This is a genomic window from Aeromonas sp. ASNIH4, from assembly GCF_002934425.1.
Taxonomy (GTDB): domain Bacteria; phylum Pseudomonadota; class Gammaproteobacteria; order Enterobacterales; family Aeromonadaceae; genus Aeromonas; species Aeromonas hydrophila.
The window spans coordinates 2,094,530-2,120,561 of sequence record NZ_CP026217.1; the positions used below are offsets into that span (position 1 = coordinate 2,094,530).

The window sequence follows — 26,032 nt, forward strand, 5'->3', positions numbered from 1 at the left end:
CCACCATGGATTACACCCAGAAGGAGTGGAAGTCCGACGATCGCATCGAAGTGGGGGGCGGCCTGCCGCTGACCGACTGCTACGTGGCGCCCTGCGTCACTGCCTGCGCCGTGCATCAGGATATTCCCGAGTACATTCGCCTGATGGGCGAGGGGGAATATGTGGCTGCGCTGGAACTCATTTATCAGCGCAATGCCTTGCCCGCCATCACCGGCCATATCTGCGATCACCAGTGTCAGTACAACTGTACCCGTCTGGATTACGACAGCCCGCTCAATATCCGCGAGCTGAAAAAAGTGGCGCTGGAGCGCGGCTGGGAAGGGTACAAGGCGCGCTGGCACAAACCGGCCGGTAGCGGTGACAAACACCCGGTTGCGGTCATTGGCGCAGGCCCGGCCGGTCTCTCCGCCGGTTACTTCCTGGCCCGCGCCGGTCACCCGGTCACCGTGTTCGAACGCGAAGCGGATGCCGGTGGCGTGGTCAAGCACATCATCCCCGAGTTCCGCATTCCGGCCGAGCTTATTCAGCATGACATCGACTTTGTCGCCGCCCACGGGGTCAAGTTCGAGTTCGGCTGCGATCCGGCGCTCACCGTCGACAAGCTGCACACCCAGGGCTTTACCTATGTCTTCGTCGGCATCGGCGCCGACAAGAATGGCGGCATGCGCCTCGAGGGGGGACACGAGCGGATTTACAAGTCTTTTAACTTCCTGCGCAGTTTCAATCAGGGCAAACCGCTGCCGCTGGGCCGCCATGTGGCGGTGATCGGGGCCGGCAACACCGCCATGGACTGCGCCCGCGCCGCCCTCAAGGTGCCCGGTGTCAGCGATGTGACCGTGATCTACCGTCGCGGCGAAAAAGAGATGCCCGCCTATCGCGAGGAGTATCTGGAAGCGGTGGAGGATGGGGTGCGTTTCTGCTTCCTCACCAATCCGGAGCGCTTTGACAAAGATGGCAAGCTCACAGTTCGGATGATGGCGCTGGGGGATCCTGACGAGCAGGGCCGCCGCCGCCCTGTGCCCACCGAGCAGACCGAAGTGATGCAGATGGATGCCCTGATCACCGCCATCGGCGAGCAGCCTGACTGCGAGGTGCTTAAAGCCATGGGCATTCCTCTTGGCAGCGATGGCTGGCCCGAGGTGGATAGCCAGACTGGCGAAACCAGCCGTCGCAACGTCTTCCTCATCGGTGACGTGCAAAGCGGCCCATCCTCCATCGTCGGTGCCATCGGTGGAGCCCGCCGCGCCGCGGATCTGGTGCTGGCCCGCGAGCATATCGCTAGCCAGCAGCGTGACGTGGCGACCCAGCCGTCGGGCAAGGACGAGATCTACCGCCGCAAGGGAAACATCGCTGTCACCCTGGTGGACAAGGGCGAGCGGGAGGCCTTCGTGGCGCAAGAGGCGCACCGTTGCCTCGAGTGCAACTACCTCTGCAGCAAGTGTGTGGACGTCTGCCCCAACCGGGCCAACGTCGCCATCGCAGTGCCGGGCTTCAAGGACCAGTTCCAGACCCTGCACCTGGATGCCTACTGCAACGAGTGCGGCAACTGCGCCCAGTTCTGCCCCTGGCAGGGCAAGCCCTATCAGGACAAGGTCACCATCTTCAGCCTGGCCGAGGACTTCGACAACAGCCGCAACCCCGGTTTCTATCTGGCGGATGGCGGTGAGCTGCGGGTACGTCAGGGCGGCGAGACCTATCGCCTGACCATAGACGCCCAGAGCCGGATCAAGGACGTGCCAGCGGCCCTTGGCGACATGTGCCGCATCATCAGCCATGTCCACGCTCATCACCACTACCTGCTGGGGGCCGTCGAGGCCTGAGCGAACCACGAATAAGCGAAGGAGCAGACCATGTTTATTCTGAAGAACGTCACCGCCGTCCAGCTGGAGCCGACCCTGGTGCTGGAAGGGGTGGATATCGCCATCGAAGGATCGCTTATCAAAGCGGTGGGGCCCAATCTGCGGGCCCTCTACCCAGAGGCCAACTATCGGGAGATGGGCGGCAAGCTGGTGATGCCGGGCATCGTCTGTGCCCACAACCACTTTTACTCCGGCCTGTCGCGGGGGATCATGGCCAATATCGCCCCCTGTCCGGACTTTATCTCCACCCTGAAAAACCTCTGGTGGCGGCTCGATCGGGCGCTCGATGAAGAGTCCCTCTACTACAGCGGCCTCATCTGCTCGCTGGAGGCGATCAAGAGCGGCTGCAGTGCGGTGATCGACCACCACGCTTCGCCCAACTTCATCAAGGGCTCCCTGAATGTGCTGCGCAAAGGGTTTATGGAGGCGGGTCTGCGCGGCATGACCTGCTTCGAGACCACGGATCGCAACGGCGGCCTCGCCGAGCTGCAGGCCGGGGTGGAGGAGAACATCCTGTTTGCGCAGGCCATTGATGCCGCCAAGGCCAAGGGGAGCGAACCCTATCTGGTGGAGGCTCATATCGGCGCCCACGCTCCCTTCACCGTGCCGGACGAGGGGCTGGCCATGCTGCGCGAAGCGGTGCAGGTGACCGGCCGCGGGCTGCATATCCATGTGGCGGAAGACAGATACGACATGGCCCACGGCCACCACCACTATGGCAAGGAGCCCATCGCCCGGCTGGACGAGTTTGGCCTTGTCGACAGCAAGACCCTGATCGCCCACGGCATTTACTTAAGCCCGGCTGACATCGAGCTGCTCAACAGCCGCGATGCCTTCCTGGTGCACAACGCCCGCTCCAACATGAACAACCACGTGGGCTACAACATGCACCTGCCGGAGTACCGCAATCTGGCGCTCGGCACCGACGGCATCGGCTCCGACATGTTCGAAGAGCTCAAGTTCGCCTACTTCAAGCACAAGGATGCCGGCGGGGCCCTGTGGCCAGACAGCTTTGCCCGCTTCCTCTGGAACGGCAACCGCCTGCTTGAACGCAACTTCGGCGCCAAATTTGGCCGACTGGAGGCAGGCTACAAGGCCGACCTCACCATTTGCGACTACGCCGCCCCGACCCCGTTGGCCCCGCGCAACCTTGGTGGCCATCTCGCCTTCGGCATGGGCTCATCCTCGGTCAACAGCGTGATGGTGGAGGGGCGCATGGTCTATCAGGATCGCGAGTTCGCCTTTGACGTCGAGCCCATTTATCAGCAGGCCAGCAAGGTGGCGAGCCGCCTGTGGCAACGGATAGATCAGCTGGCCTAAGGCCACTCTCCGCACGTTTGGACTGGATTGCCCGCCCTGTGGATTTTCCCGGCGGCGGGCAGCAAGAGTAAGGACGACACATGATTGAGCAATTCTTCCGACCCGAGCAACTGGGTCAGGCTTTGGAACTCAAGGCCCGCTTTGGCAACGACGCCGTCTACATGGGGGGCGGCAGTAAGCTCAACGCCGCGCCGACCCGCACCGACAAGAAGGTCGCCATCTCGCTGGACAAGCTCGGGCTTGGCCAGATTGAGCAGCAGCACGGTCAGCTCCACATCGGCGCCACCGTTACCCTGCAAGCCCTGAAAGACGACCCCCGCACCCCGGCCTCTCTGTGCGAGGCGCTGGGGTTCGTCTACTCCCGCCATCTACGCAATCAGGCCACCATTGGCGGCGAAATTGCCTGCCAGCAGCAGGACTCCCCGCTGCTGCCGGTACTGCTGGTGCTCGAAGCCGTGGTGGTGCTGGAGAACAACCAGTTGCAACCCATCGAGAGCTATCTGGCCGGCCAGCGCAAGGAGCTGGTGCTGGGGGTGGTGCTGCCGGAGCCCGAGCTGCGCTGCGCCACTCGCCGCATCAGCCGCAACGCCGACGGCCTGGCGGTGATGACCGCCGCGGTGGCCCTCGATGCCCTTGGCGAGATGCGGGTCGCCCTGGCGGGCGTCACGCCACAACCGATGCGTCTGCAAGACGTGGAGCGTCATGAGCTGCGGGATGCGGCGCTGGAAGCGGCGGTGAGCACGCTGATTGCGCCGCGCGCGGATCTCGGTGGCAGCGTGGCCTACAAGCGCTATATCAGCGGCGTGGTGGTGGCGGATCTGCTGGTGGAGTGCCAGCAGCAGGAGGTACAGGCATGATGGAACTCAACTTTACCCTGAACGGTGCTCTGCGCACCGTCATCGCCCCGGCTGGCGAGAATGCCCAGCGGGTGCTGTTCAACCAGTGCCGGATGCACTCGGTGCGCAACAGCGACGACGGCTTCGGCTTTGCCGGCTCCGACGCCATCCTCTTCAACGGCAAGGTGATCAACGCCTCCCTGCTGATTGCCGCCCAGCTGGAGGGGGCGCAGGTGCGCACCGCCGAGTCGCTGGGCAGCTGGAACCAGCTCAGCCTGGTACAGCAGGCCATGGTGGACGTGGGCGTGGTGCAGTCCGGCTACAACGATCCGGCCGCGGCGCTCATCGTCACCGACCTGCTTGATCGCCATCCCAACCCAAGCCGTGATCAAATCGACGACGCCCTCTCGGGCCTGTTTCACCGCGATGGCGGTTACCAGCAGTTCTATCAGGCCATCGAGCTTGCCAGCTCGCGCCTCAAGGATCCCGATTACCTGTGCCAGATTGCCCCCGAGTTTCGGAGCGACCTGCGCCACATCGGCAAGAGCTGCCCGAAAGTGGACGCCGCCAAGATGGTGCAGGCCAAGCCCTGCTACGTGGAGGACAGGGTTACCGAGGATGCGCTGGTCATCAAGATGCTGCGAAGCCCTCATCCCCATGCGGTGATCACCAAACTCGACGTGAGCCGCGCCGAAGCCATGGCGGGGGTGGTGCACGTCATCACTCACCTCAACTGCCCGGATGTCTACTACACCCCGGGTGGCCAGAGCGCCCCCGAGCCATCACCGCTCGATCGCCGCATGTTTGGCCGCAAGCTGCGTCACGTCGGTGATCGTGTTGCCGCCGTGGTGGCCGAGAGCGAAGCCATCGCATTGGCTGCGCTCAAACTCATCGAGGTCGAGTATCAGGTGCTGCCGGCAGTCATGAACATAGACCAGGCGATGGCCCCCAATGCGCCGCTGGTGCACGACGAGCCCATCGTCTATATGGCCGGGGCGCCGGCGGATCTGGAGCAGCAGAACGCCTGCTCGGTGCGCCGCGGCGACGAGCACATGCTCATCAACTTCCCCATCGGTTCCCGCCCGCACGAGAACCTGGCCGCCAGCGTCCATGGCCAGATCGGCGATGTGGCCAAGGGCTTTGCCGAGGCGGACGAGATTGTCGAGCGCACCTACGAGTCGACCCAGGCCCAGCAGTGCCCGACCGAGCCGCACATCTGCTTTACCTACATGGATGGGGAGCGTCTGGTGATCCACGCATCCACTCAGGTGCCCTGGCACGTGCGCCGTCAGGTGGCGCGCATCGTCGGCATGAAGCAGCATCAGGTGCACGTGATCAAGGAGCGGGTAGGGGGCGGCTTTGGCTCCAAGCAGGATATTCTGCTGGAAGAGGTGTGCGCCTGGGCGACCAGGGTGACCGGCCGCCCGGTTACCTTCCGCTACACCCGTGAAGAGGAGTTCATCAGCAACACCTCGCGCCATGTGGCCAAGGTGAAGGTGAAAGTGGGGGCCAAGAAAGATGGCACCATCACCGCCATCGACATGGATTTTCGCGCTAACACCGGCCCTTACGGCAACCACTCATTGACGGTGCCGAGCAACGGCCCGGCGCTCTCCCTGCCGCTCTATCCGTGCGAGAACGTGCGCTTTACCGTCAACACCTACTACAGCAACATCTGCCCGACCGGCGCCTATCAGGGTTATGGCGCGCCCAAGGGCAACTTCGCGCTGACCATGGCGATTGCGGAACTTGCCGAGAAACTGGGCATCGATCAGCTCGACATGGTGGAGCACAACCGGGTGCACGAGGGGGACATCCTCAAGGTGCTGGGGGCCATCGGCGAGGGCAAGATGCCCACCTCGGTGCCCCACGCGGCCAGCTGCGCCCTCGAACCCATCCTCAAACAGGGTCGCGAGCTGATCGCCTGGGATAGCCCCAAAGCCGTCGACGGGGATTGGCGCATCGGTCGTGGCGTCGCCATCATCATGCAAAAATCGGGGATCCCGGACATCGATCAGGCCAACTGCATGGTCAAGCTGGAATCGGACGGCACCTTTATCGTCCACTCCGGTGGCGCCGATATCGGCACCGGCCTCGATACCGTGGTGGCCAAGCTGACCGCCGAAGTGCTGCACTGCCCGCTCGGGGATGTGCATGTCATCTCCGGTGACACCGACCACGCCCTGTTCGACAAGGGGGCCTACGCCTCGTCAGGCACCTGCTTCTCCGGCAACGCGGCCAAGAAGGCGGCCGAGAACCTCAAGGAGAAGATCCTGTTCCATGGCGCCGCCATGCTGGGCGAGCCGGTAGCCGATGTTGAGCTGGCGTTTCCGGGCCTGGTGCGCGGCCAGCTGGGGGAGGTGAGCCTCGCCAAGCTGGCCCACAAGGCCGAGACCGGTACCGGCTTCGGCATTCTGGTGGGCACTGCCAGCTACATCACCTCTGAGCTTGCCTTCCCGTACGGCGCCAACTTCGCCGAGGTGGCGGTCAACGTCAGAACCGGCGAGATCCGGCTCGACAAGTTCTACGCCCTGCTCGACTGCGGCACCCCCATCAACCCGGAGCTGGCGCTCGGCCAGATCTACGGGGCGACCATGCGGGCCATCGGCCACACCATGACCGAGGAGATCTGCTACGACGGCATGGGTATTCCGCTGACCCGGGATCTGAAGAGCTATGGCGCGCCCAAGATTGGCGACATTCCGCGCGATTTTCGGGCCTTCCTGGTGCCGAGTGACGACAAGGTCGGCCCTTACGGCGCCAAGTCCATCTCGGAGATCGGGGTCAACGGCGCCGCACCTGCCATCGCCACCGCCATCCACGACGCCTGCGGTGTCTGGCTGCGCAAGTGGCACTTCACGCCGGAGCAGATCCTGCGCGAACTGTGCAAGCTGGAGCAACAAGCGTCGTCATAACAAAAGAAAAGGTGAGGGGCGGGCGCAGGCTCGCCCCCAGCGCCTGACAGCGGAATGAGTACTCCGCCCATATTCTGTGTGATGGGACAATCAAGATGTCTAAAACAACACGCAAGCACTCGGACCTGATTTACGCGCTCGAAGACAAACCTCCCTTTTACCAAACCCTGATGGGGGCCGTGACCCACCTGCTGGCCATCTTCGTGCCCATGGTGACGCCGGCCCTCATCGTGGGCGGGGCCCTTGGCCTCTCCACCGAGACCACCGCCTACCTGGTCTCCATGGCGATGATCGCTTCCGGCATCGGCACCTGGCTGCAGGTGAACCGCTACGGCCCCATCGGCTCGGGGCTGCTCTCCATCCAGTCGGTCAACTTCTCCTTCGTCACCGTGATGATCGCGCTTGGCAGCGCCATGAAAAAAGATGGCCTGCACGAGGAGCTGATCGTCTCGACCCTGCTCGGGGTCTCCTTCGTCGGCGCCTTCCTGGTGATGGGCTCTTCCTTCGTGCTGCCCTATCTCAAGCGGGTGATCACCCCGACCGTGAGCGGGGTGGTGGTGCTGATGATTGGCCTGAGCCTCATCAAGGTGGGGATCATCGACTTTGGCGGCGGCTTCTCCGCCATGAGCAGCGGCACCTTCGGCAAATACGAGAACATCGGCCTGGGGCTGCTGGTGCTCTGCGTTATCGTCGCCTTCAACTGCAGCAAGAGCCCCTTGCTTCGCATGAGCGGCATCGCCATCGGCCTGCTGGTGGGCTATGCGGTGGCCCTGATGCTCGGCATGGTGGATTTCTCCGCCCTTGAGAACCTGCCGCTCATCACTGTGCCCATCCCGTTCAAGTACGGTTTTTCCTTCGATCTGCACGCCTTCGTGCTGGCCGGCACCATCTATCTGTTGAGCGTGCTGGAGGCGGTGGGGGACATCACCGCCACCGCCATGGTCTCCCACCGGCAGATCCAGGGTCCCGAGTTTCAAAAACGGCTCTCCGGCGGCGTGCTGGCGGACGGCTTGGTGTCGGTGATCGCCTCGGCCCTCGGCTCCCTGCCGCTCACCACCTTCGCCCAGAACAACGGCGTCATCCAGATGACCGGAGTGGCCTCGCGCCACGTGGGCAAGTTCATCGCCGTCATCCTGGTGCTGCTCGGCCTCTTCCCGGTGGTGGGGCGCTTCTTCACCACCATACCGTCGCCGGTGATGGGGGGGGCCATGGTCATCATGTTCTCCATGATCGCCATCGCCGGTGGTCGCATCATCATCAGTCACGGCTTCGATCGGCGCGAGACCCTGATTGTCGCCACCTCGCTCGGGCTGGGGCTCGGGGTCTCCTACGACCCGAACGTCTTCAAGGTGCTGCCGGCGGGGATCTACATGCTGGTGGAGAACCCCATCTGCGCCGGCGGCATCACCGCCATCATCATGAACCTGGTGCTGCCCCAGAGCCGTAGACGCAAGGCGGCCGCCAATGCCGCCGAGGCGGTGGAGCTGATCCAGCTGAGCGACAAGCCCGACACCCGTTTTGCCACCCGGCCCATTCCGTCGGCCACTGCCCGCCAACAGGGGCTGGCGACGGACGAGGCCCAGGTGCGCGCCCCGCAAGTGGATCGCGGCTAACGAACAACAAGAGGGAATTGAGAGATGAAAAACGACAACTCCGTCAAGGCGGTGCGCGGCAGCTTCTTTGACATCACCCGGGTGGTGAGCCAGCCCGAGGAGATAGAGCCCAATGCCCGCCTCATCGAAGACGGCCTGCTGATCATCCGCAACGGCTGCATCGACTGGTTCGGCCAGTGGGAGGAAGGCAAGGATCGCATTCCGGCCCAGGTGCGGGTGCGCGACTATCGCGGCAAGATGATAGTGCCGGGCTTTGTCGACACCCACATCCACTACCCGCAAAGCGAGATGGTGGGGGCCTATGGTGAGCAGCTGCTGGAGTGGCTCAACCGCCACACCTTCCCGGCCGAGCGGCGCTACAACGATCTCGAGTACGCCCGCGAGATGTCCACCTTCTTCATCAAGCAGCTGCTGCGAAACGGCACCACCACGGCGCTGGTGTTCGGCACTGTCCACCCCGAGTCGGTGGATGCCCTGTTCGAGGCGGCCAGCCGCATTAACATGCGGATGATCGCCGGCAAGGTGATGATGGATCGCAACGCCCCCGACTATCTGCTCGATACCGCCGAGAGCAGTTATGAACAGAGCAAGGCGCTCATCGAGCGCTGGCACGGCAACGGTCGCTTGCTCTACGCCATCACGCCGCGCTTTGCCCCCACCTCGACCCCGGCGCAGCTGGCGATGGCGAGGCGGCTGCGCGAAGAGTACCCGACCACCTATCTGCACACCCACCTGTGCGAGAACAAGGACGAGATAGCCTGGGTCAAATCCCTCTTCCCAGAGCATCAGGGCTATCTCGACGTCTATCACCAGCACGGGCTGACCGGCCACAACTGCGTGTTTGCCCACTGCGTCCATCTGGAAGAGCAGGAGTGGGATTGCCTGAAAGAGACCGGCTCCACCATCGCGTTTTGTCCCACCTCAAATCTGTATCTCGGCAGCGGGCTCTTCAAACTGCACAAGGCGTGGCACAAGCAGGTGAAGGTGGGGATGGGCACCGACATCGGCGCCGGTACCACCTTCAACATGCTGCAGACCCTCAACGAGGCCTACAAGGTGATGCAGTTGCAGGGCGAGCGCCTCTCGGCCTATCAGGCCTTCTATCTGGCGACCCTGGGCGGCGCCCATGCGCTGGGGCTGGACGAGCAGATCGGCAGCTTCGCGGTAGGCAAGGAGGCGGACTTCGTGGTGCTCGACCCGGTCGCCACCCCGCTGCAACAGCTGCGCTACGACAACTCCACCACCTTGCGCGACAAGCTGTTCGTGCTGCTGACCCTGGGGGATGACAGATCCATCTACCGCACCTATGTGGATGGTCAGCTGGTGCACGAGCGGGGTTGATCCGCTTTTCACAGGAGAGGGGCGGGCATGCTCGCCCCGGGAACACGGCAGCAGGGGCCAGCATGGTGCCTGCGCCGCACGACAGGCGGGGCGCTTGCCCCGCCACAGCAGGTGAAATGGCCCGGTTTTTTAGATGGCAAGTCAAACGTTTGCCTTGCCTGCCAACCCCATGATGCCGGCGACCGTGGCAGCAGAGATCCACGGCACCGACCGCCATTTCGTCACGACACATTCAGGGATGCAGGAAGGAGTCGGCCATGAGCCAGACAAACAGGATAAACGAGATGGACGGGGCAGTTGCGGACAAGGGGGCGGCGGCGGGACGACAGCCCGCCGGCGGCGCGCTCGATCGCTACTTCATGATCAGCGAGCGGGGCAGCAATGTGCGCCAGGAGGTGCTGGCGGGGCTCACCACCTTTCTCGCCATGGTCTATTCGGTGATCGTGGTGCCCAGCATGCTCGGCAAGGCGGGCTTTCCCCCCGGCGCCGTGTTCGTGGCCACCTGTCTGGTGGCGGGCTTTGGTTCGCTGCTGATGGGGCTCTGGGCCAAGCTGCCGATGGCCATCGGCTGCGCCATCTCGCTCACCGCCTTTACCGCCTTCAGCCTGGTGCTGGGGCAGCAGATCTCCATCCCGGTGGCGCTCGGCGCCGTCTTTCTGATGGGGGTGCTGTTTACCGCCATCTCGGTGACCGGGGTGCGCAGCTGGATCCTCGACAACCTGCCGATGGGGATCGCCCACGGCACCGGTATCGGCATCGGGCTCTTCCTGCTGCTGATCGCCGCCAACGGGGTGGGGCTGGTGATCAAGAACCCGCTGGAGGGGCTGCCGGTGGCGCTGGGGGCTTTTACCTCCATGCCGGTCATCATGTCCCTCATCGGGCTGGCGGTCATCGTCGGGCTGGAGAAGCTCAAGGTGCCGGGCGGGATCCTGCTGGTGATCATCGCCATTTCCATTTTCGGCCTCATCTTCGATCCGGCGGTCAAGTACCAGGGACTGTTCGCCATGCCGAGCCTCGCCGACGAGCAGGGCAAGTCCCTCATCTTCAGCCTGGATATCATGGGGGCGCTCTCACCGCTGGTGCTGCCAAGCGTGCTGGCGCTGGTGATGACGGCGGTGTTTGATGCCACCGGCACCATTCGCGCGGTGGCGGGGCAGGCCAATCTGCTGGACAAGGATGGCCACATCATCAACAGCGGCAAGGCGCTCAGCGCCGACTCCATCAGCAGCATCTTCTCCGGTCTGGTGGGGGCCGCGCCGGCCGCCGTCTACATCGAATCGGCGGCGGGCACGGCGGCAGGCGGCAAGACCGGCCTTACCGCCACCGTGGTAGGGGTCTTGTTTTTGTTGATGCTGTTCCTCTCGCCGCTCTCCTACCTGGTGCCGGCCTATGCCACCGCACCGGCGCTGATGTACGTGGGGCTCTTGATGCTGAGCAACGTCGCCCGGCTCGACTTTGATGACTTTGTCGGGGCCATGTCCGGCCTGCTGTGCGCGGTCTTTATCGTGCTCACCTGCAACATCGTCACCGGTATCATGCTGGGCTTCAGCGCCCTGGTGATCGGTCGCATCTGCTCGAAGGAGTGGCGCAAGCTCAACATCGGCACCGTCATCATCGCCCTGGCGCTGGTGCTCTTCTACGCTGGCGGCTGGGCCATCTAGTCCGCATCGCGTCCTTCTCTATCGCGGGGCCAGCCTCTCTTGGCCGGCCCCGCCCTTCAAACCGAACTCGTACCATTTTGATAACGGGGCTTACCAGATTGATAACGCCGCCCGGCACTGGCGCCGCCGAGTCCTCCATGGGCTGCTGCTGCGGGGCTGGTCACGGCCATGGCGGAGAGCCGGATGGGATCTTCTTCACACTTCTTCCCTTTGCTCGCCGCCTTTGCCCCCCGGTTGGCCCGACGTGCCGGAAACGGGCGCATATCTTGCTGTTTTTTATACCGGTTCTGATTTTTCTGCCTGACAAAGGACTTGCATATGTCCATAGGATTACCGCTCAAGCGGGTGGATGCTGAGGCCAAGGTGACCGGCAGCGCCCGCTACACCGACGACAACATCATGCTCGGCATGCGCCACGCCAAATACGTGCGAAGCCATATCGCCCACGGCAAGGTGCTCACCATCGATGCCAGCGAGGCGCTGGCGCTGCACGGGGTCGAAGCCGTGTTCACCCACGAGGATGTGCCCACCACCTGTTTTCGCACCGCCGGCCACGCCTGGTCCCTCGATGAGGCCAAGCGGGATGTGAAAGACCGCCGTCTGCTCACCGACCATGTGCGCCACTTCGGCGATGGCGTCGCCATAGTCGTGGCCCGCGATCCCCTGGTCGCCGAGAAGGCTGCCGCCCTGGTCAAGGTGACCTACGAGCCGCTGCCGGTGATGACGGATGCGGCCAGCGCCCTGGCCGAGGGGGCCTGTCCCATCCACCCGACCGGCAACCTGCTGCGGCAGAGCCAGATCCGGGCGGGTGAGCCGGAGCAGGCCATTGCCGCCGCCGACTTGCAGTTCAAGGGGCACTACCAGACGCCGGTGGTGCAGCACTGCCATCTGGAGACGGTGACCTGCTACGCCTACATGGATCAGCCGGACCACATCATCGTCGTCACCAGCACCCAGATCCCCCAGATTGTGCGCAGCCGGGTGGCCAAGTCCCTCGGCCTGCCCTGGTCCAGCGTGCGGGTGATCAAGCCCTACATGGGCGGCGGTTTTGGCAACAAGCAGGATGTGCTGGAAGAGCCGATGGCGGCGTTTCTGAGCTACCAGCTCGGCGGCGTGCCGGTCAAGGTGACCCTGAGCCGGGAAGAGTGCTTCTTTGCCTCTCGCACCCGCCACGGCTTTGCCATCGATGGCACCCTCGGCATCAACCGGGATGGCACCCTCAAGGGGTATCAGCTCGACGTGCTCTCCAACACCGGCGGCTATGCCTCTCATGGCCACTCCATCGCCAGCGCCGGCGCCAACAAGATAAGCTATCTCTATCCACGCAGCGCCTTTGGCTATGACGCCAAGACCTTCTACAGCAATCTGCCCACCGCCGGTGCCATGCGCGGTTACGGCGCGCCCCAGGTGGTGTTTGCCCTCGAATGCATGCTGGATGACGCCTGCGCCGAGCTGGGTCTGGATCCGCTAGAAGTGCGCATCGCCAATGTGGCCCGCGAGGGGGATGTCAATCAGGTCAACCAGAAGACCATCTACAGCGCGGGCTTGCCCGAGTGCCTGCGCCGGGGTGGCGAGCAGTTCCAGTGGGAGCGGCTCAAGGCCGAATGTCTGGCGCAGGATCCGGCGAGCCGGGTACGGCGCGGCATCGGGGTGGCGTGCTTTAGCTATGGCTCCAACACCTACCCGGTGGGGGTCGAAATTGCCGGCGCCCGCATGCTGCTCAATCAGGATGGCACCGTCAATCTGCAGATCGGCGCCACCGAGATAGGACAGGGATCGGACACCGTCTTTGCCCAGATGGCGGCCCAGACCTTGGGCATTCCGTTTGAGCAGATCCGGGTCATCTCGACCCAGGATACCGACATCACCGCCTATGATCCGGGTTCGTTCGCCTCGCGCCAGAGCTATGTGGCGGCCCCCGCCATCCATCAGGCGGCGCTGCAGCTGCGGGCCCGCATTTTGTCGCTGGCGGCCCAGCTCTGCCATCAGGATGTGGGATCGCTGACCCTGATCGACGGCTACGTGGTGCTGGCGGGTGCGCCGGACAAGGTGCTCATCAGCGTCGCCGAGGTGTCGGTCAACGCCTACTACCACCTCACCATCGGCGGCCAGATCACCTCCGAGGTCTCCCACAAGACCACCACCAACCCGCCGAGCTTTGGCTGCACCTTCGTCGATCTCAGTGTCGATATCGATCTCTGCAAGGTGACCATCAACCGCATCCTCAACCTGCACGATGCGGGCAAGATCCTCAACCCGCAGCTGGCGGAGGGGCAGGTGCATGGCGGCATGGGGATGGGGATCGGCTGGTCCCTGTTCGAGGAGATGATCATCGACGCCAAGACCGGCGTGGTGCGCAACCCCAACCTGCTCGACTACAAGTTCCCCACCATGCTGGATTTGCCCGAGCTTGAGTGCGACTTCGTGCAGACCTACGAGCCCCAGTCGGTCTATGGCCACAAATCCCTGGGGGAACCGCCCATCATCTCGCCGGGCCCGGCGATCCGTAACGCCATTCGCATGGCGACCGGCGTCGCCATCAACGAGCTGCCCATCACCCCCAAGACCCTGTTCCGGGAGTTTGTCGCGGCGGGTCTGATTGGCGAGGGTGCAGGGGAGGAGCAACGCCATGTTTGATATTGCCCGTTACTACAAGGCCCACAGCGTGGCCGAGGCGGTCGCCCTGCGCCAGGCCGACCCCGAGGCGCGCCTCTTGGCCGGTGGCACCGATGTGATGATCCAGCTTCATCACCTCAACGCCGCCTATCGCCATATCGTCGATATTCACGACTTGCCCGAGCTCAAAGGGGTGAGTGAGCTGCCTGATGGGTCGATCCGCATCGGCTCCGGTACCACCTTTACCGAGCTCATCGAAAACGAGCTGGTGCAGCGCCGCCTGCCAATGCTGGCGGAAGCCGCTGCCACCATCGCCGGCCCGCAGATCCGCAACGTCGCCACCTATGGCGGCAATATCTGCAATGGCGCCACCAGTGCTGACTCGGCGGCCCCTACCGTCGCATTGGAGGCCGAGCTGGAAATCGCTGGCCCTGATGGCACGCGCCGCATCCCCATCGCCGGCTTTCACACCGGCCCCGGCAAGGTTGCGCTGCAACCGGCGGAGATCCTGGTGGCGTTTCACTTTGCCCCGGACGCGCACCCTCAGGTGGGCTCCCACTACTTCAAATACGCCATGCGGGGTGCCATGGACATCGCCACCATCGGCTGCGCCGCCTACTGCCAGATTGAGGATGGTCACTTCAAGTGCCTGCGGCTGGCCTACGGGGTGGCGGCCCCGACGCCGGTGCGCACCCCGCACGCCGAAGCAGCGGCCGAGGGGCAACCCCTGACCCGGGCGACGCTGGCCGCCATTGCCGAGGCGGTGGTGGCCGACGTGGCGCCGCGCTCCTCATGGCGGGCGGAAAAAGAGTTTCGCCTGCATCTCATCAAAACCCTGGCGCAGCGGGTGATCACCTGCGCCGTCGAACGTGCCGGAGGCAAGATCCTATGATGCAACCGCAAAGCTGTCCCGCTGTGGAGATCCAGTGCGAGATCAACGGCAAGCCTTACTCCTACGCGGTGTCGCCCACCATGTTGCTGCTTCACTTCCTGCGCGGACAGGGGCTTATCAGCGTAAAAGAGGGGTGCAGTGTCGGTGAGTGCGGCGCCTGTACCGTGCGGGTGAACGGTACGGCCATCGACAGCTGCCTCTATCTGGCGGTGTGGGCCGATGGCAAATCCATTCGCACCGTGGAGGGAGAGCGCAAAGGCAATGAGCTCTCCGACGTGCAGCAGGCCTTTATCGACGAGGGGGCGGTGCAGTGCGGTTTTTGCACCCCGGGTCTGGTGATGGCGAGCGCTGCCCTGCTTGACAAGACAGATCGCCGCCCCTTGACCGAGGCGGAGATCCGCCGCGGCCTGTCGGGGAATCTGTGCCGCTGCACCGGTTATCAGAACGTGGTGCGGGCGGTGAAAAAGTGCTGCAAGGGGTGACGGGCTCGCCCCTCTATTAGTCTCTCAAACCGTTTTCGGCAGCGAGGTGACAGCGCCTGAAATAGGCCGGGAGGTTATTTTCACCCCGCCGCTCAAGCGCGCATCCCGTTATTTCGGGCGGGCAATGGGGGGCACCTATCCCGTGTCGTTCGCCTGCTCGCCTAAATAATAAACAGGCTGCTGCGTGCGGCAGCCAGTGGGGTGGCAAGCGACTGTTTTTACGCGATATGTCAGCTTGTGTCGCCATCTTGTGCGCCGCCTTTGCCTATTCGCGGCAGCAAATACCGGCGGGTGGGAAATAACGGAAAATAGTGGCGAGGGGTCTGAACAAAGCCCCCTTTTTTGTCACCTGGGCGCAACATTTTTCTGTAATTGTTAGCCAGCTCGCGGCGACCCTTCGCGCAAACGGGCAGAGTAGGCGCCATGGTCGGCCGAGGCTGCCATGATGCGCAATCAGGGTTGTAATCAGGTGCTGCGGCCCGCTTGGCGGGGCGCAAAACATAACATCAAAAAGAAAAAGGAAACTGGCATGTCAGGAAGACACTCTCTGGTAGCGCTGGCCGTCGGGCTGGCGCTGGCGGGACCGGCACAGGCACAGCTGCTCATCAGCGAATACCTGGAAGGCTCGGGCAACAACAAGGCGGTGGAGCTGAGCAACCTCGGCAGCGACCTCGTCGATCTCTCCCAATACCGGTTGGCACTCTACGCCAACGGCAAACCCATCAGCGAATCACCCACCAACAGCCTGGCGCTGCAAGGCACCCTCGCCCCTGGCGCCCCCCTGGTGCTGGCCAACCCCTCCGCCAGCAGCGAGATCCTGGCCAAGGCCAACCGCACCAGCGGCAACCTGGTGTTCAACGGTGACGACGCCCTGGTGCTCTATCGTGGCAGCGAGATAGTGGACAGCTTCGGCCAGGTCGGGGTGGATCCGGGCACGGCCTGGGTGTCGGGCAACGTCTCGACCCTGGACATGACCCTGCGTCGCAAGGCCACCGTCACCACGGGCCGGACCGATGCAACCGCCTCCTTCGATCCGGCGCTGGAATATGTGGCGGCCCCGAAAGATGACGCCAGTGGCCTGGGTTGCAGCGGCGATGGTCCCTGCGATGGTACCCAGCCGCCCGCCTTCGTCTGCCCGGTGGACAGCCTGGTACCGGTGCCCGCCATTCAGGGCCCCGGCACCAGCAGCCCGCTGGTGCCGGCCGGCAAGTTCGAGTCCGAACAGGCCTACGCCACCCGCGGCGTGGTGACCCAGGTGGTCAGCGGCCTCTACAAGGGCTTCTTCATTCAAGATGAGCAAGGGGATGGCGATCCGGCCACCTCCGATGGCCTCTTCGTCTACAGCACCAAGGCCAACGCTGCCATCGTGCCGGGGGCCGAAGTGTGCGTCTCTGGCAAGGTGAAGGAGTATTTCAACCAGACCCAGCTCAACGCCGACGAGCTGGTGGTGACCCGGCCGCAGGGGGCCATCCCGGCTGCGGTGGATCTGCTGCCGGTGGCGGGCGAGAGCCTGAGCCAGCTGCTGGAGCGTCACGAGGGGATGCAGGTACGGCTGGTGCCGGGCTCCAGCCTGGTGGTGACTCGCAACTTCAGCTTCGATTACGACGGCAAGCGCAACAACCTGGTGCTCTCTTATGGCGCGCCGCTCATCAAGTCGACCCAGAAATTTGCCGCCATGAGCCAGGAGGCGAGCAACTGGGCCCTGCGCAACCAGCAGAACCAGCTGGTGGTGGAGACCGATGCCAAGGCGCCGGACGGCGTGCTGCCCTGGTTCCCCGGCTTCAATGCCGAGGACGGTTACCTGCGCGTCGGCGACAAGATCAACGGGCTGGAGGGGGCGCTCGGCTACTCCTACAACCTGTTCCGACTGGTGGCCAGCAACCGCATCGATGCCAGCCAGATAGATCACAGCGGCTGGGATCGGGTGGAAACCCCCGAGCTCGCCGAGGCGGGGGATCTGCGGGTCGCCAGCTTCAACGTGCTCAACTTCTTCACCACTGTGGTGGGGGGCGATGCCAACCCCACCGGCAGCAACCGGGGCGCCCTGACGGTGGCGGAGTTCGAGCTGCAGCGCACCAAGATCGTCAGCGCCATCACCCGCCTCAATGCCGATGTGGTGGGGCTGATGGAGATCGAGAACAACGGCTATGGCGACAACTCCGCCATCGCCAACCTGGTGGCGGCCTTGAACGCTGCACAGCCGGATGAGGCGGATCACTACCGCTGGATTGCCTCGCCGGATGGCAAGCCGATTGGCACCGACGCCATCACGGTGGGACTCATCTACCGGCCCGCCAAGGTGACCCCGGAGGGGGCTGCCAGCCTCATCGCGCTGCCGGTGCAGCAGGCCGAGGCGGTGGATGCCAGCGGCAAGCCGGTGACCATCAACCAGGGGATGCGCGAGTCGCTGGTGCAGCGCTTCAGCTCGCCAAAGGGGGATGCGCCGCTGACTCTGGTGGTCAACCACCTCAAGTCCAAGGGCTCCGCCTGCTTCGAGGATTACCCCGACTACGCCACTGCCGATCCGCTGGATGGCCAGGGCCACTGCAATGCGCTGCGGGTCTCTGCCGCCAAGGTGCTGGGTGAGCACCTCAAGGATTTGGCCGGGGATCTGCTGCTGATCGGCGACATGAACGCCTACGGCATGGAGGATCCCATCCGGGTACTGACCGACTATGATCCGGCCGCCCAATCGCGCCAGATCATGAGCGCCTCCTTCACTACTCTGGCGGGCCAGCCCTTCGAGGAGAGCGGCAGCGCCCTTGGCAAGGGGTATGGCCTTGTCAACCTCAACACCCGCTTCCACGGCACCGACACCTACTCCTACAGCTATGAAGGGGAGCTCGGCAACCTGGATCACGCCCTGGCAAACCCGAGCCTGGCGGCCAAGGTGATCGGCATCGAGGATTGGCACATCAACTCCGCCGAGAGCAACTTCTTCGAGTACGGCAGCAAGTACAGCGGCCAGCTGGCGAAATCCGAAGGGCCCTTCAGCGCCTCGGATCACGATCCCGTGCTGGTGGCCATCCAGTATCCGCTGCCGCCCGCCGGGGTATTGAGCCTCGAGAGCGCCGCTGCCAATGTGGAGGAGGGCAACACCCTGGCCTTGAGCGTGGCGCGCCGCGACGGCACCTATGGTGAGGCCAGCGTGAGTTATCGCATTGCTTACGGCAGCGCCGATGCCAACGACGTGGCGCCGCTCACCGGCACCCTGCACTGGGCCGCCGGGCAGAGCGACAGCCAGACCATCAGCATCCCGGTGAAGAGCGACACCCTGCACGAAGGGGACGAGACCTTTACCCTGGAGCTGTTTGACCCGAGTGGCGCGACCCTGGGCGAGCAGCATCAGACCCTGGTGACCATCAAGGACAAGCTGGCGCCGTCCACCATCTCGCTGGCGCGCGCCAGCATGACGGTGAACGAGGGGCAGTGGTTTGTCGAGATCCCGCTGGTGCGCAGCGGCGATCTGAGCAAGCCGGCCCGGGCCCGGGTGGCCCTTGACGGAGTCACGGCACGCTGGGGGCTGGATTTCCTGCCCTGGTTCGGTCAGTCGGTGAGCTGGGCCGCGGGCGAGGGGGGCAGCAAGTCGGTCAAGGTGCTGATCATCGATGACTGGTTTGTCGAGCCGACCGAGCAGTTCAAGGTGAGTCTGGCTGCATTGCAAGGTGGCCAGCCGGGCAACCTGCAGGAGACCCGGGTCGACATTCTGGACAACGACAAGTCCTGGTGGCCCTTCGGTCGCCACTGAGGATGACTTCTCAATATGAAAAGGGGCCTGCGGGCCCCTTTCTGTTGTTGGTCACCGGCCAGGAGCGCCGAAAACAGCGAGGCCCATCACCAGGATGGGCCTCTGAGCTGGACAGGCTGACGGGATCAGCTGCCGCTCTGGGGGCCGTCGATCACCAGCTTGCCATCCTTGACCGGGATGGTGGCACCGGGGGCCTTGTTCATGCGGATCACCCCTTCCTGACCGGCGAGGCGGTAGGTGACGTCATAACCCAGAGTACGGGTGCTGCTCTCCTGCACCGTCTTGCAGCGCTGCTCAGTGGTGGTGTAGGTATCACCGGCCTGCATGTTGCCCTGCACCTGGTTGCCGGCATAGCCACCTGCCACGGCGCCTGCGGCGGTCGCCACCTTCTTGCCGTTGCCGCCACCAAACTGGTTGCCAAGCACCCCGCCCAGCGCCGCACCGACCACGGTACCCAGGATCTTGTGCTCGTCCTGCACCGGCTTGCGGTGGGTCACGGTGACGTTGCGACACTCCTGACGGGGGGTCTTGATGGTCTCGGTCACCGCTTTGCTGGCCAGCACTTCGGCGAACTGAGGCTGTGATGAAAACAGGGATCCGCTGGCGGCGGCTGACAAGGCCAGCGCAGAGGCCACACCGATCCCGACTCCTGCCAACATGGATTTGTTCATTTTCTCTTCTCCTCAAATGCATCACGGGATGCGTCTCTTGCTTGCGGTCATCTTGGCACAAGGGCAAGGAGGCACAAGGCAAAGCCGGTACGGGCACGACAGCCCCTGACTGCAACAGAAAATGCCTCGTCAAAAAGGTGTCGGGCTTTGGCGACAAGGGGCGGGATGAAGGCAGCAAAAGCGATCTGCGAGTGGCATTTTGCGATTCAGTTGGCCCTATTTTCCCATTTTGCGCCAAGCTTCTGCCACCGCCGGCTGGCGCAGTGGCAAACCAGAGGGGCTTTTCATTCCCCAGCGTCAGTCAGGGCGCGCCAACCGCTTGATAAATCACTGTTGCCAGGATGGCTGGCGGCCGATAACAGATCACGGCAAGCATTATGCTTGCTCTGTTGGCAGAGAGGATCAATCGCGCGTCTCTGGCGGCCCGCACCAATGTGAGCCGGCAGGCGCCACCCGCAGTCAGGCCAGTTCGGCTGCGGTCATCCGGTCAGCAAGGGGGTTCATATGTCGATGCTGCCAAGATGGATACAACCGGCCGTGCAGGCCGGCATCATCACCCGGGAACAAGCCCAGCGGTTGCTGGACTCCCTCTATCAACCCCTCTGTGAGACGGCGCAGGAGCTGCCCGCCGACCTTGCCGATATCAGCCTCAAGCTCTTCTGTTTTCGCCAGCAGCACAGGGTGCGCCACTAGTTTTCTCAGAGCTGCGCCCTGGATAAGGCATGACCCCCGCCGGGGCGGGGGCCATGTGCGCTAGATCAGCATCACCTGCGCCACCAGCATCAGGGCGCCGAAGCCCAGCACGAAGCCCACCATGGGCAGCACGAACCTGACCCACTGGTTGAACTGGATGCCGAGCATCTGCAGGGTGACCAGCACCAGCCCGGTGGGGGCCAGGAACAGCATGGCGTATTGTCCCCAGTTGTAGGCCGACACCACGATATAGCGCGGGATCATCACGGTATCGGCGAGCGGCGCCATGATGGGCATGGAGAGCACCGCCAGCCCCGAGGAGGAGGGTACCACCAGCCCCAGCAGGGTAAACACCAGCATCTGGGCCACCGCAAACACGGCGCCGTGCATGCCGGCCACCAGACTGGAGGCATAGGCCAGGATGGTGTCCGAGATCATCCCCTGATCCAGCACCAGATTGACCCCCCGCGCCAGCCCTATGATGAGCGAGACGGCCACCAGCTCGGACGCCCCATGAGTGAAGGCCTCGACCGCCTCTTTCTCCCTGAGACCGGAGATAAAGATGATGACGATGGCGACGGCAAGGAAGGAGGCAGCCATCTGCGGGAACCACCAGCCAGCCATGGAGACGCCCCACACCATCAGGGGGAAGGCGAGGATGAACAGGGTCAGGATGATCTTGCGGCGCAGGGTGAAGGGGACCCCTTCATCGAGGGATCCCTCTTTCAGGAAGCGGGCCCGGAAGCTCTCTCTGTCCTCATAGGTGTAGGAGAAAGCGGGGTTGGCCTTGATCTTCTTGCAGTACCAGTAGAGATAACCGATCACCACCAGGGTGCCCACCAGACAGCCGACGGCGCGAACGCTCAGCCCCTCGGTAAAGGGGATGCCGGCGGCGTTGGAGGCGATCACCACCGAAAAGGGGTTGATGGTGGAGAAGGTGGTGCCCATGGAGGCGGCCAGGAAGATGGCCCCCACGCAGACGATGGCGTCATAGCCGAGCGCCAGAAAGATGGGCACCAGGATGGGATAGAAGGCGACCGCCTCCTCCTCCAGTCCACAGGTGGTGCCCCCCAGCGCCATCACAAAGCAGACCAGCGCCACGAACAGGAACTCGTTGCCGCGGGTCTTGCGCGACAGCGCCACCAGCCCGGCACTGAAGGCACCGGTCTTGTTGATGACGCCAATGAGCCCCCCCAGCACCAGGATGAAGACGATGATGTCGGCCCCCTCTATGGTGCCCTTGACCATGCTCACCGCCACGTCGGAGAGTCCCTTCGGCGCCTGGGCCAGCCGCTCATAGGTACCGGGGATGGCGATGGGCTTGCGGATGGTGCCGTTGACGAACTGCTCCACCCCGATATTGATGTCGAGTCTGGTCAGCTCATCCTGAGTGGCGGGCACGCGCCGGGTTTCCCCTTGCGGCGTATTGATGGTCAGCATATGGCTGGCGGCATTATAAGAGAGCTTGGCATAGGCGCCCGCCGGAATTATCCAGGTGAGGGCGATGGCCAACAACATGATCAAAAACAAAATGGTGAACGCGGTGGGAAATTGTCTGCGGGTCTGGGTATTCGGCTCGGCACACATAAAATGCTCCTCGATAAAGCAGGTTCGGGCTCGGCGGAATATCGGGTCGATAGGGTTCCTTCGTCATGCAGCGAGAGTGCGCAAACTCACTGGTTGTGGCGCATCGTATGGCGAGAAATCTGGCCTGATATTGAACATCCGGTAGATTGTTTCACCAAGAAACCATAACCCGCCGAGGGGAAGCATGAACAGCGCTGCGGGCCTGCTTTATGGAAGCCGTCACAAAATATATCTCATGAGAAATTTGTCATTAATTTATTGGCAATAAACGATGCGCTTGCTTATGCCATAAATATCCAGATGACGATGTTTAGAAATATATCGACATCGGCAAGCCTGCAACCTGATATGGCCAGCTTGCATGCAAGCATCAGCATATTCATTATTTGCCGGGTTTTATGCCGAGGATATTGCCCGTCGACATTTGTCGCTGAAAAAACAGCCACCAGAATGCAGCTTGGTCAGATTCGCGGCGCCGGCGCAGCGCCTCTAAGACGTTTTGCTAATATCTGTGGCCATCACCTCGCGCTAGGCTGTGATCCCCGATACGAGCACCCTCTGGCAGGACGCCAGAGGGTGGCTGCCGGCGCTCCCGGGAGCGCACCGCTTTTGCTACCTGCGAGGAAGGAACCCGATGACAGAGCAGAACATCTATCAGCGCGATCTGGAAAAAAATCCCGCCAATTATGAGGCGCTGACCCCCATCAGCTTTCTGGGGCGGGCCGCCCGGGTCTACCCCGACTATCCGGCGCTGATCCACGGCCCTCTGCGCCAGAGCTGGGCCCAGACCGAGCAGCGCTGCCGCCAGCTGGCCTCGGCCCTTCGCCGCCGCGGCATCGGCGAGGGGGATACCGTCTCCATCGTCGCCCCCAATACCCCGGCCATGTTCGAGGCCCACTTCGGGGTACCCATGAGCGGCGCCGTGCTCAACACCATCAACACCCGGCTCGATGCCGAGTCGATGGCCTTTATCTTCCAGCATGCCCAGAGCAAGGTGGTGCTGGTAGACCGGGAGTTCGGCGCCGTGGTGCGCAAGGCGCTGGCATTGATTGAACTCGCGCCGTTGCTCATCGCCATCGACGATCCCCTCTACCGGGAGGGGGAGCTGGTCGGCGACCTCGACTATGAGGCATTTCTTGCAGAGGGCAATGGGGATGAGCCCGGCTGGCTGCCGCAAGATGAGTGGCAGGCGATTTCCCTGAACTACACCTCCGGCACCACCGGCAACCCCAAGGGGGTGGTTTATCACCATCGCGGCGCCCACCTCAATGCGGTCAACAACGTGCTCTCCTGGGAGCTGCCCAAGCACAGCGTCTATCTCTGGACCCTGCCGATGTTTCACTGCAACGGCTGGTGCTTCCCCTGGACGCTGGCGGCGACGGCCGGGGTGAGCGTCTGCTTGCGCCATGTGCAGGCGGCGGCCATCTATGAGGCGCTGCACGAGCACAAGGTGACCCATTTTTGCGCTGCCCCCATCGTTCTCAACATGCTCAACAACGCCGATCCGGCCCTCAAACGCGGGCTCGACCACCCCATCAAGGCGATGACCGCAGGGGCGGCGCCACCCGCTACCGTGATCGCCGGCATGGAGGTGATGGGGATCGCCGTGACCCACGTCTACGGCCTCACCGAAACCTATGGCCCCTGCGTGCTGTGCGAACCGCAAAGAAGCTGGCAGGGGCAGGATGCCACCACGTTGTCGCGTCTGAAAGCACGCCAGGGGGTAGCCTCACCCCTGCAGGGGGAGATGCGGGTCATCAACCCGGTCAGCGGCGAGCCGGTCCCCCGGGACGGCAAGACCATGGGCGAAATCGTGCTGCGCGGCAATGTGGTGATGAAGGGCTATCTCAAGAACCCGGTCGCCAGCGCCGAGGCGATGGCGGAGGGGTGGTTTCGCAGCGGCGATCTGGCGGTGTGGCACCCGGACGGTTACGTGGAGATCAAGGACAGATCCAAGGACATCATCATCTCCGGCGGGGAGAATATCTCCAGTCTGGAGGTGGAGGACGTGCTCTATCGCCATCCCGATGTGGACGAGGTGGCAGTGATCGCCATGCCGGATGAGAAGTGGGGGGAGGTGCCCTGTGCCTTCGTCAAGCTCAAGGAGGGTCGCGAACTCACCCAGGCCGAGCTGATTGCGTTTTGCCGCGAGCAGATGGCCCATTTCAAGGCCCCCAAGCGCATCATCTTCACCCCGCTGCCGAAAACTTCCACCGGCAAGGTGCAGAAATTTATGCTGCGCCAGCAGCTGGGCAGTTGAGGTTGCGACAGCCGTAAAACAAAACGGGCCTGATGGCCCGTTTTGTCGATATGAGTTCAACGATTATTTGTTGTGCCGCTCATAAAGCCGCTGCACCACATCCTTCAACGCCAGCCCTTCGTTTTGCAGCAGCACAGTCAGGTGGTAGAGCAGGTCAGCGGATTCGTTGATAAGCTCCTCCCTATCCTTGGCCATGGCGGCCAGCGCTACTTCCACCCCCTCTTCACCCACCTTCTGGGCGATGCGCTTGGTGCCCTTGGCATAGAGGCTGGCGGTGTAGCTGGTGGCCGGATCCGCGCCTTTGCGGGCTGCCAGGATCTGCTCGAGCTCGGCCAGGAAGCCGAGCGGCGGCACGGGGTGGCCGTCGAAGCAGGAGGGGTTGCCCAGATGGCAGGTGGGGCCGACGGGGTTGGCGGCGATCAGCAGGGAATCCTGATCGCAGTCGGTGCTGATGGCGACCAGCTGGAGCACATGGCCCGAGCTCTCCCCCTTGGTCCAGAGGCGCTGCTTGCTGCGGCTGAAGAAGGTGACCTGACCGGTTGCCAGGGTTTTATCCAAAGCTTCCCGGGTCATAAAACCCTGCATCAGCACCTCGCCGCTGGCGGCATGCTGGACGATGGCGGGGATCATGCCGTCACATTTCGCCCAGTCCAGGCGTTCGGCGAGCGGCTGCTCGTTGTTAACTGCTTGATTATTCACGGATGGCGACTCCTTCATTTTTCAGCCAGCGTTTCAATTCGGGAATGGGGATAAGGCCCTTGTGGAACACGGAGGCGGCCAGCGCCCCGTCCACGTCGGCGAGGGTGAAGGCATCGCGAAAGTGCTCCATGGCACCGGCGCCGCCGGAGGCGATGAGCGGCACCTTGCAGACGGCCCGCACCAGCTTGAGCTGCTCGAGATCATAGCCCTGGCGCATGCCATCCTGATTCATCACGTTCAGCACGATTTCACCGGCGCCACGCTTTTGCGCCTCCTGCACCCAATCCAGGGTATGCCAGGCGGTGGTACGGGTGCGGCTCTCGTCGCCGGTAAACTGTTTGACCTGATAGTGACCGGTCTGCGCATCAAAATAGGAGTCGATGCCCACCACCACGCACTGCACGCCGAAGCGTTCGGCCAGTCGGGTGATAAGGGTTGGATCGGCCAGCGCCGGCGAGTTGATGGAGACCTTGTCGGCCCCGAACTCCAGGATCTGGCGGGCATCCTCCACGCTCTTGATGCCGCCGGCGACGCAGAAGGGGATGTCGATGACTTCGGCCACCCGGCTTACCCAGCTCTTGTCCACCACCCGCTCATCGCTCGAGGCGGTTATATCGTAGAACACCAGCTCGTCGGCCCCTTCGCTGGCGTAGCGGCGGGCGAGCTCGACGATGCCGCCCATCACCTCGTGATTACGAAACTGCACTCCCTTGACCACCACGCCATCTTTGACGTCGAGGCAGGGGATAATACGCTTTGACAACATGCTCGTTGCTCCATGTAAAGCACTGTTAAAACTAACGTTGTTGCCAACGGGCCCAGGGGCCCGGCGGCGAGTG

Annotated in this window: 16 protein-coding genes and 1 pseudogene; 13 read left to right on the forward strand and 4 right to left on the reverse strand. The window is 63.4% G+C overall.

Translation table 11 applies throughout. The features are described 5' to 3' along the window. Positions 1-2: 2 nt before the first annotated feature. The 11 genes and pseudogenes from ygfK to C2U40_RS09745 form a co-directional block, all read left to right on the forward strand. Positions 3-1,820 (forward strand): annotated as a pseudogene (gene ygfK / locus C2U40_RS09695) (putative selenate reductase subunit YgfK); the annotation flags it as partial. Between the two features lie 30 nt (positions 1,821-1,850). Beyond that, positions 1,851-3,179, forward strand: coding sequence for a putative aminohydrolase SsnA (gene ssnA, locus C2U40_RS09700; protein ID WP_103828022.1), 1,329 nt, complete (start codon positions 1,851-1,853; stop codon positions 3,177-3,179). 80 nt (positions 3,180-3,259) lie between these two features. Next, complete coding sequence (ygfM, locus tag C2U40_RS09705; protein ID WP_103828023.1) at positions 3,260-4,036, forward strand: molybdopterin-dependent oxidoreductase FAD-binding subunit; 777 nt, start codon at positions 3,260-3,262, stop codon at positions 4,034-4,036. After that, positions 4,033-6,930, forward strand: a complete 2,898-nt coding sequence (locus tag C2U40_RS09710; RefSeq protein WP_199773239.1) for a molybdopterin-dependent oxidoreductase Mo/Fe-S-binding subunit — start codon at positions 4,033-4,035, stop codon at positions 6,928-6,930. The genes ygfM and C2U40_RS09710 overlap by 4 nt, the downstream gene beginning before the upstream one ends. A 95-nt stretch (positions 6,931-7,025) precedes the next feature. Then, the gene (locus tag C2U40_RS09715; RefSeq protein WP_103828024.1) at positions 7,026-8,543 is read left to right on the forward strand and encodes a nucleobase:cation symporter-2 family protein; all 1,518 of its coding nucleotides are present in this window, start codon (positions 7,026-7,028) and stop codon (positions 8,541-8,543) included. A gap of 24 nt (positions 8,544-8,567) precedes the next feature. Further along, positions 8,568-9,884, forward strand: coding sequence for a guanine deaminase (gene guaD / locus C2U40_RS09720; RefSeq protein ID WP_103828025.1), 1,317 nt, complete (start codon positions 8,568-8,570; stop codon positions 9,882-9,884). Positions 9,885-10,168: 284 nt separating this feature from the next. Then, positions 10,169-11,545, forward strand: a complete 1,377-nt coding sequence (locus C2U40_RS09725) for an NCS2 family permease (protein ID WP_101149178.1) — start codon at positions 10,169-10,171, stop codon at positions 11,543-11,545. A gap of 318 nt (positions 11,546-11,863) precedes the next feature. After that, complete coding sequence (gene xdhA / locus C2U40_RS09730; RefSeq protein ID WP_103828026.1) at positions 11,864-14,182, forward strand: xanthine dehydrogenase molybdenum-binding subunit XdhA; 2,319 nt, start codon at positions 11,864-11,866, stop codon at positions 14,180-14,182. Beyond that, complete coding sequence (gene xdhB / locus C2U40_RS09735) at positions 14,175-15,053, forward strand: xanthine dehydrogenase FAD-binding subunit XdhB (protein WP_103828027.1); 879 nt, start codon at positions 14,175-14,177, stop codon at positions 15,051-15,053. Before xdhA ends, xdhB begins: the two co-directional genes overlap by 8 nt. Then, the gene (gene xdhC, locus C2U40_RS09740; RefSeq protein WP_103828028.1) at positions 15,050-15,535 is read left to right on the forward strand and encodes a xanthine dehydrogenase iron sulfur-binding subunit XdhC; all 486 of its coding nucleotides are present in this window, start codon (positions 15,050-15,052) and stop codon (positions 15,533-15,535) included. The genes xdhB and xdhC overlap by 4 nt, the downstream gene beginning before the upstream one ends. 529 nt (positions 15,536-16,064) lie before the next feature. Then, positions 16,065-19,283, forward strand: a complete 3,219-nt coding sequence (locus tag C2U40_RS09745; protein WP_103828029.1) for an ExeM/NucH family extracellular endonuclease — start codon at positions 16,065-16,067, stop codon at positions 19,281-19,283. A 125-nt stretch (positions 19,284-19,408) separates the two neighbouring features. On the opposite strand, the gene C2U40_RS09750 is transcribed toward C2U40_RS09745, so the two are convergent. Continuing rightward, the gene (locus C2U40_RS09750) at positions 19,409-19,954 is read right to left on the reverse strand and encodes a glycine zipper 2TM domain-containing protein (RefSeq protein ID WP_016350791.1); all 546 of its coding nucleotides are present in this window, start codon (positions 19,952-19,954) and stop codon (positions 19,409-19,411) included. Between the two features lie 504 nt (positions 19,955-20,458). On the opposite strand from C2U40_RS09750, the gene C2U40_RS09755 reads away from it, so the two are divergent. Next, complete coding sequence (locus C2U40_RS09755) at positions 20,459-20,647, forward strand: hypothetical protein (RefSeq protein WP_017764436.1); 189 nt, start codon at positions 20,459-20,461, stop codon at positions 20,645-20,647. A gap of 60 nt (positions 20,648-20,707) precedes the next feature. Here C2U40_RS09755 and C2U40_RS09760 read toward each other — a convergent pair whose 3' ends face one another. Next, positions 20,708-22,234, reverse strand: coding sequence for a YfcC family protein (locus tag C2U40_RS09760; protein ID WP_103828030.1), 1,527 nt, complete (start codon positions 22,232-22,234; stop codon positions 20,708-20,710). Positions 22,235-22,868: 634 nt separating this feature from the next. On the opposite strand from C2U40_RS09760, the gene C2U40_RS09765 reads away from it, so the two are divergent. Next, the gene (locus tag C2U40_RS09765; protein WP_103828031.1) at positions 22,869-24,494 is read left to right on the forward strand and encodes an acyl-CoA synthetase; all 1,626 of its coding nucleotides are present in this window, start codon (positions 22,869-22,871) and stop codon (positions 24,492-24,494) included. Positions 24,495-24,557: 63 nt separating this feature from the next. On the opposite strand, the gene hisIE is transcribed toward C2U40_RS09765, so the two are convergent. Together hisIE and hisF are read right to left on the reverse strand one after the other, a co-directional pair. Then, entirely contained in the window at positions 24,558-25,193 is a 636-nt protein-coding gene (gene hisIE, locus C2U40_RS09770; protein WP_103828032.1) for a bifunctional phosphoribosyl-AMP cyclohydrolase/phosphoribosyl-ATP diphosphatase HisIE, read from the reverse strand. Continuing rightward, the gene (hisF, locus tag C2U40_RS09775; RefSeq protein ID WP_103828033.1) at positions 25,186-25,959 is read right to left on the reverse strand and encodes an imidazole glycerol phosphate synthase subunit HisF; all 774 of its coding nucleotides are present in this window, start codon (positions 25,957-25,959) and stop codon (positions 25,186-25,188) included. The genes hisIE and hisF overlap by 8 nt, the downstream gene beginning before the upstream one ends. Between the last annotated feature and the right edge of the window lie 73 nt (positions 25,960-26,032).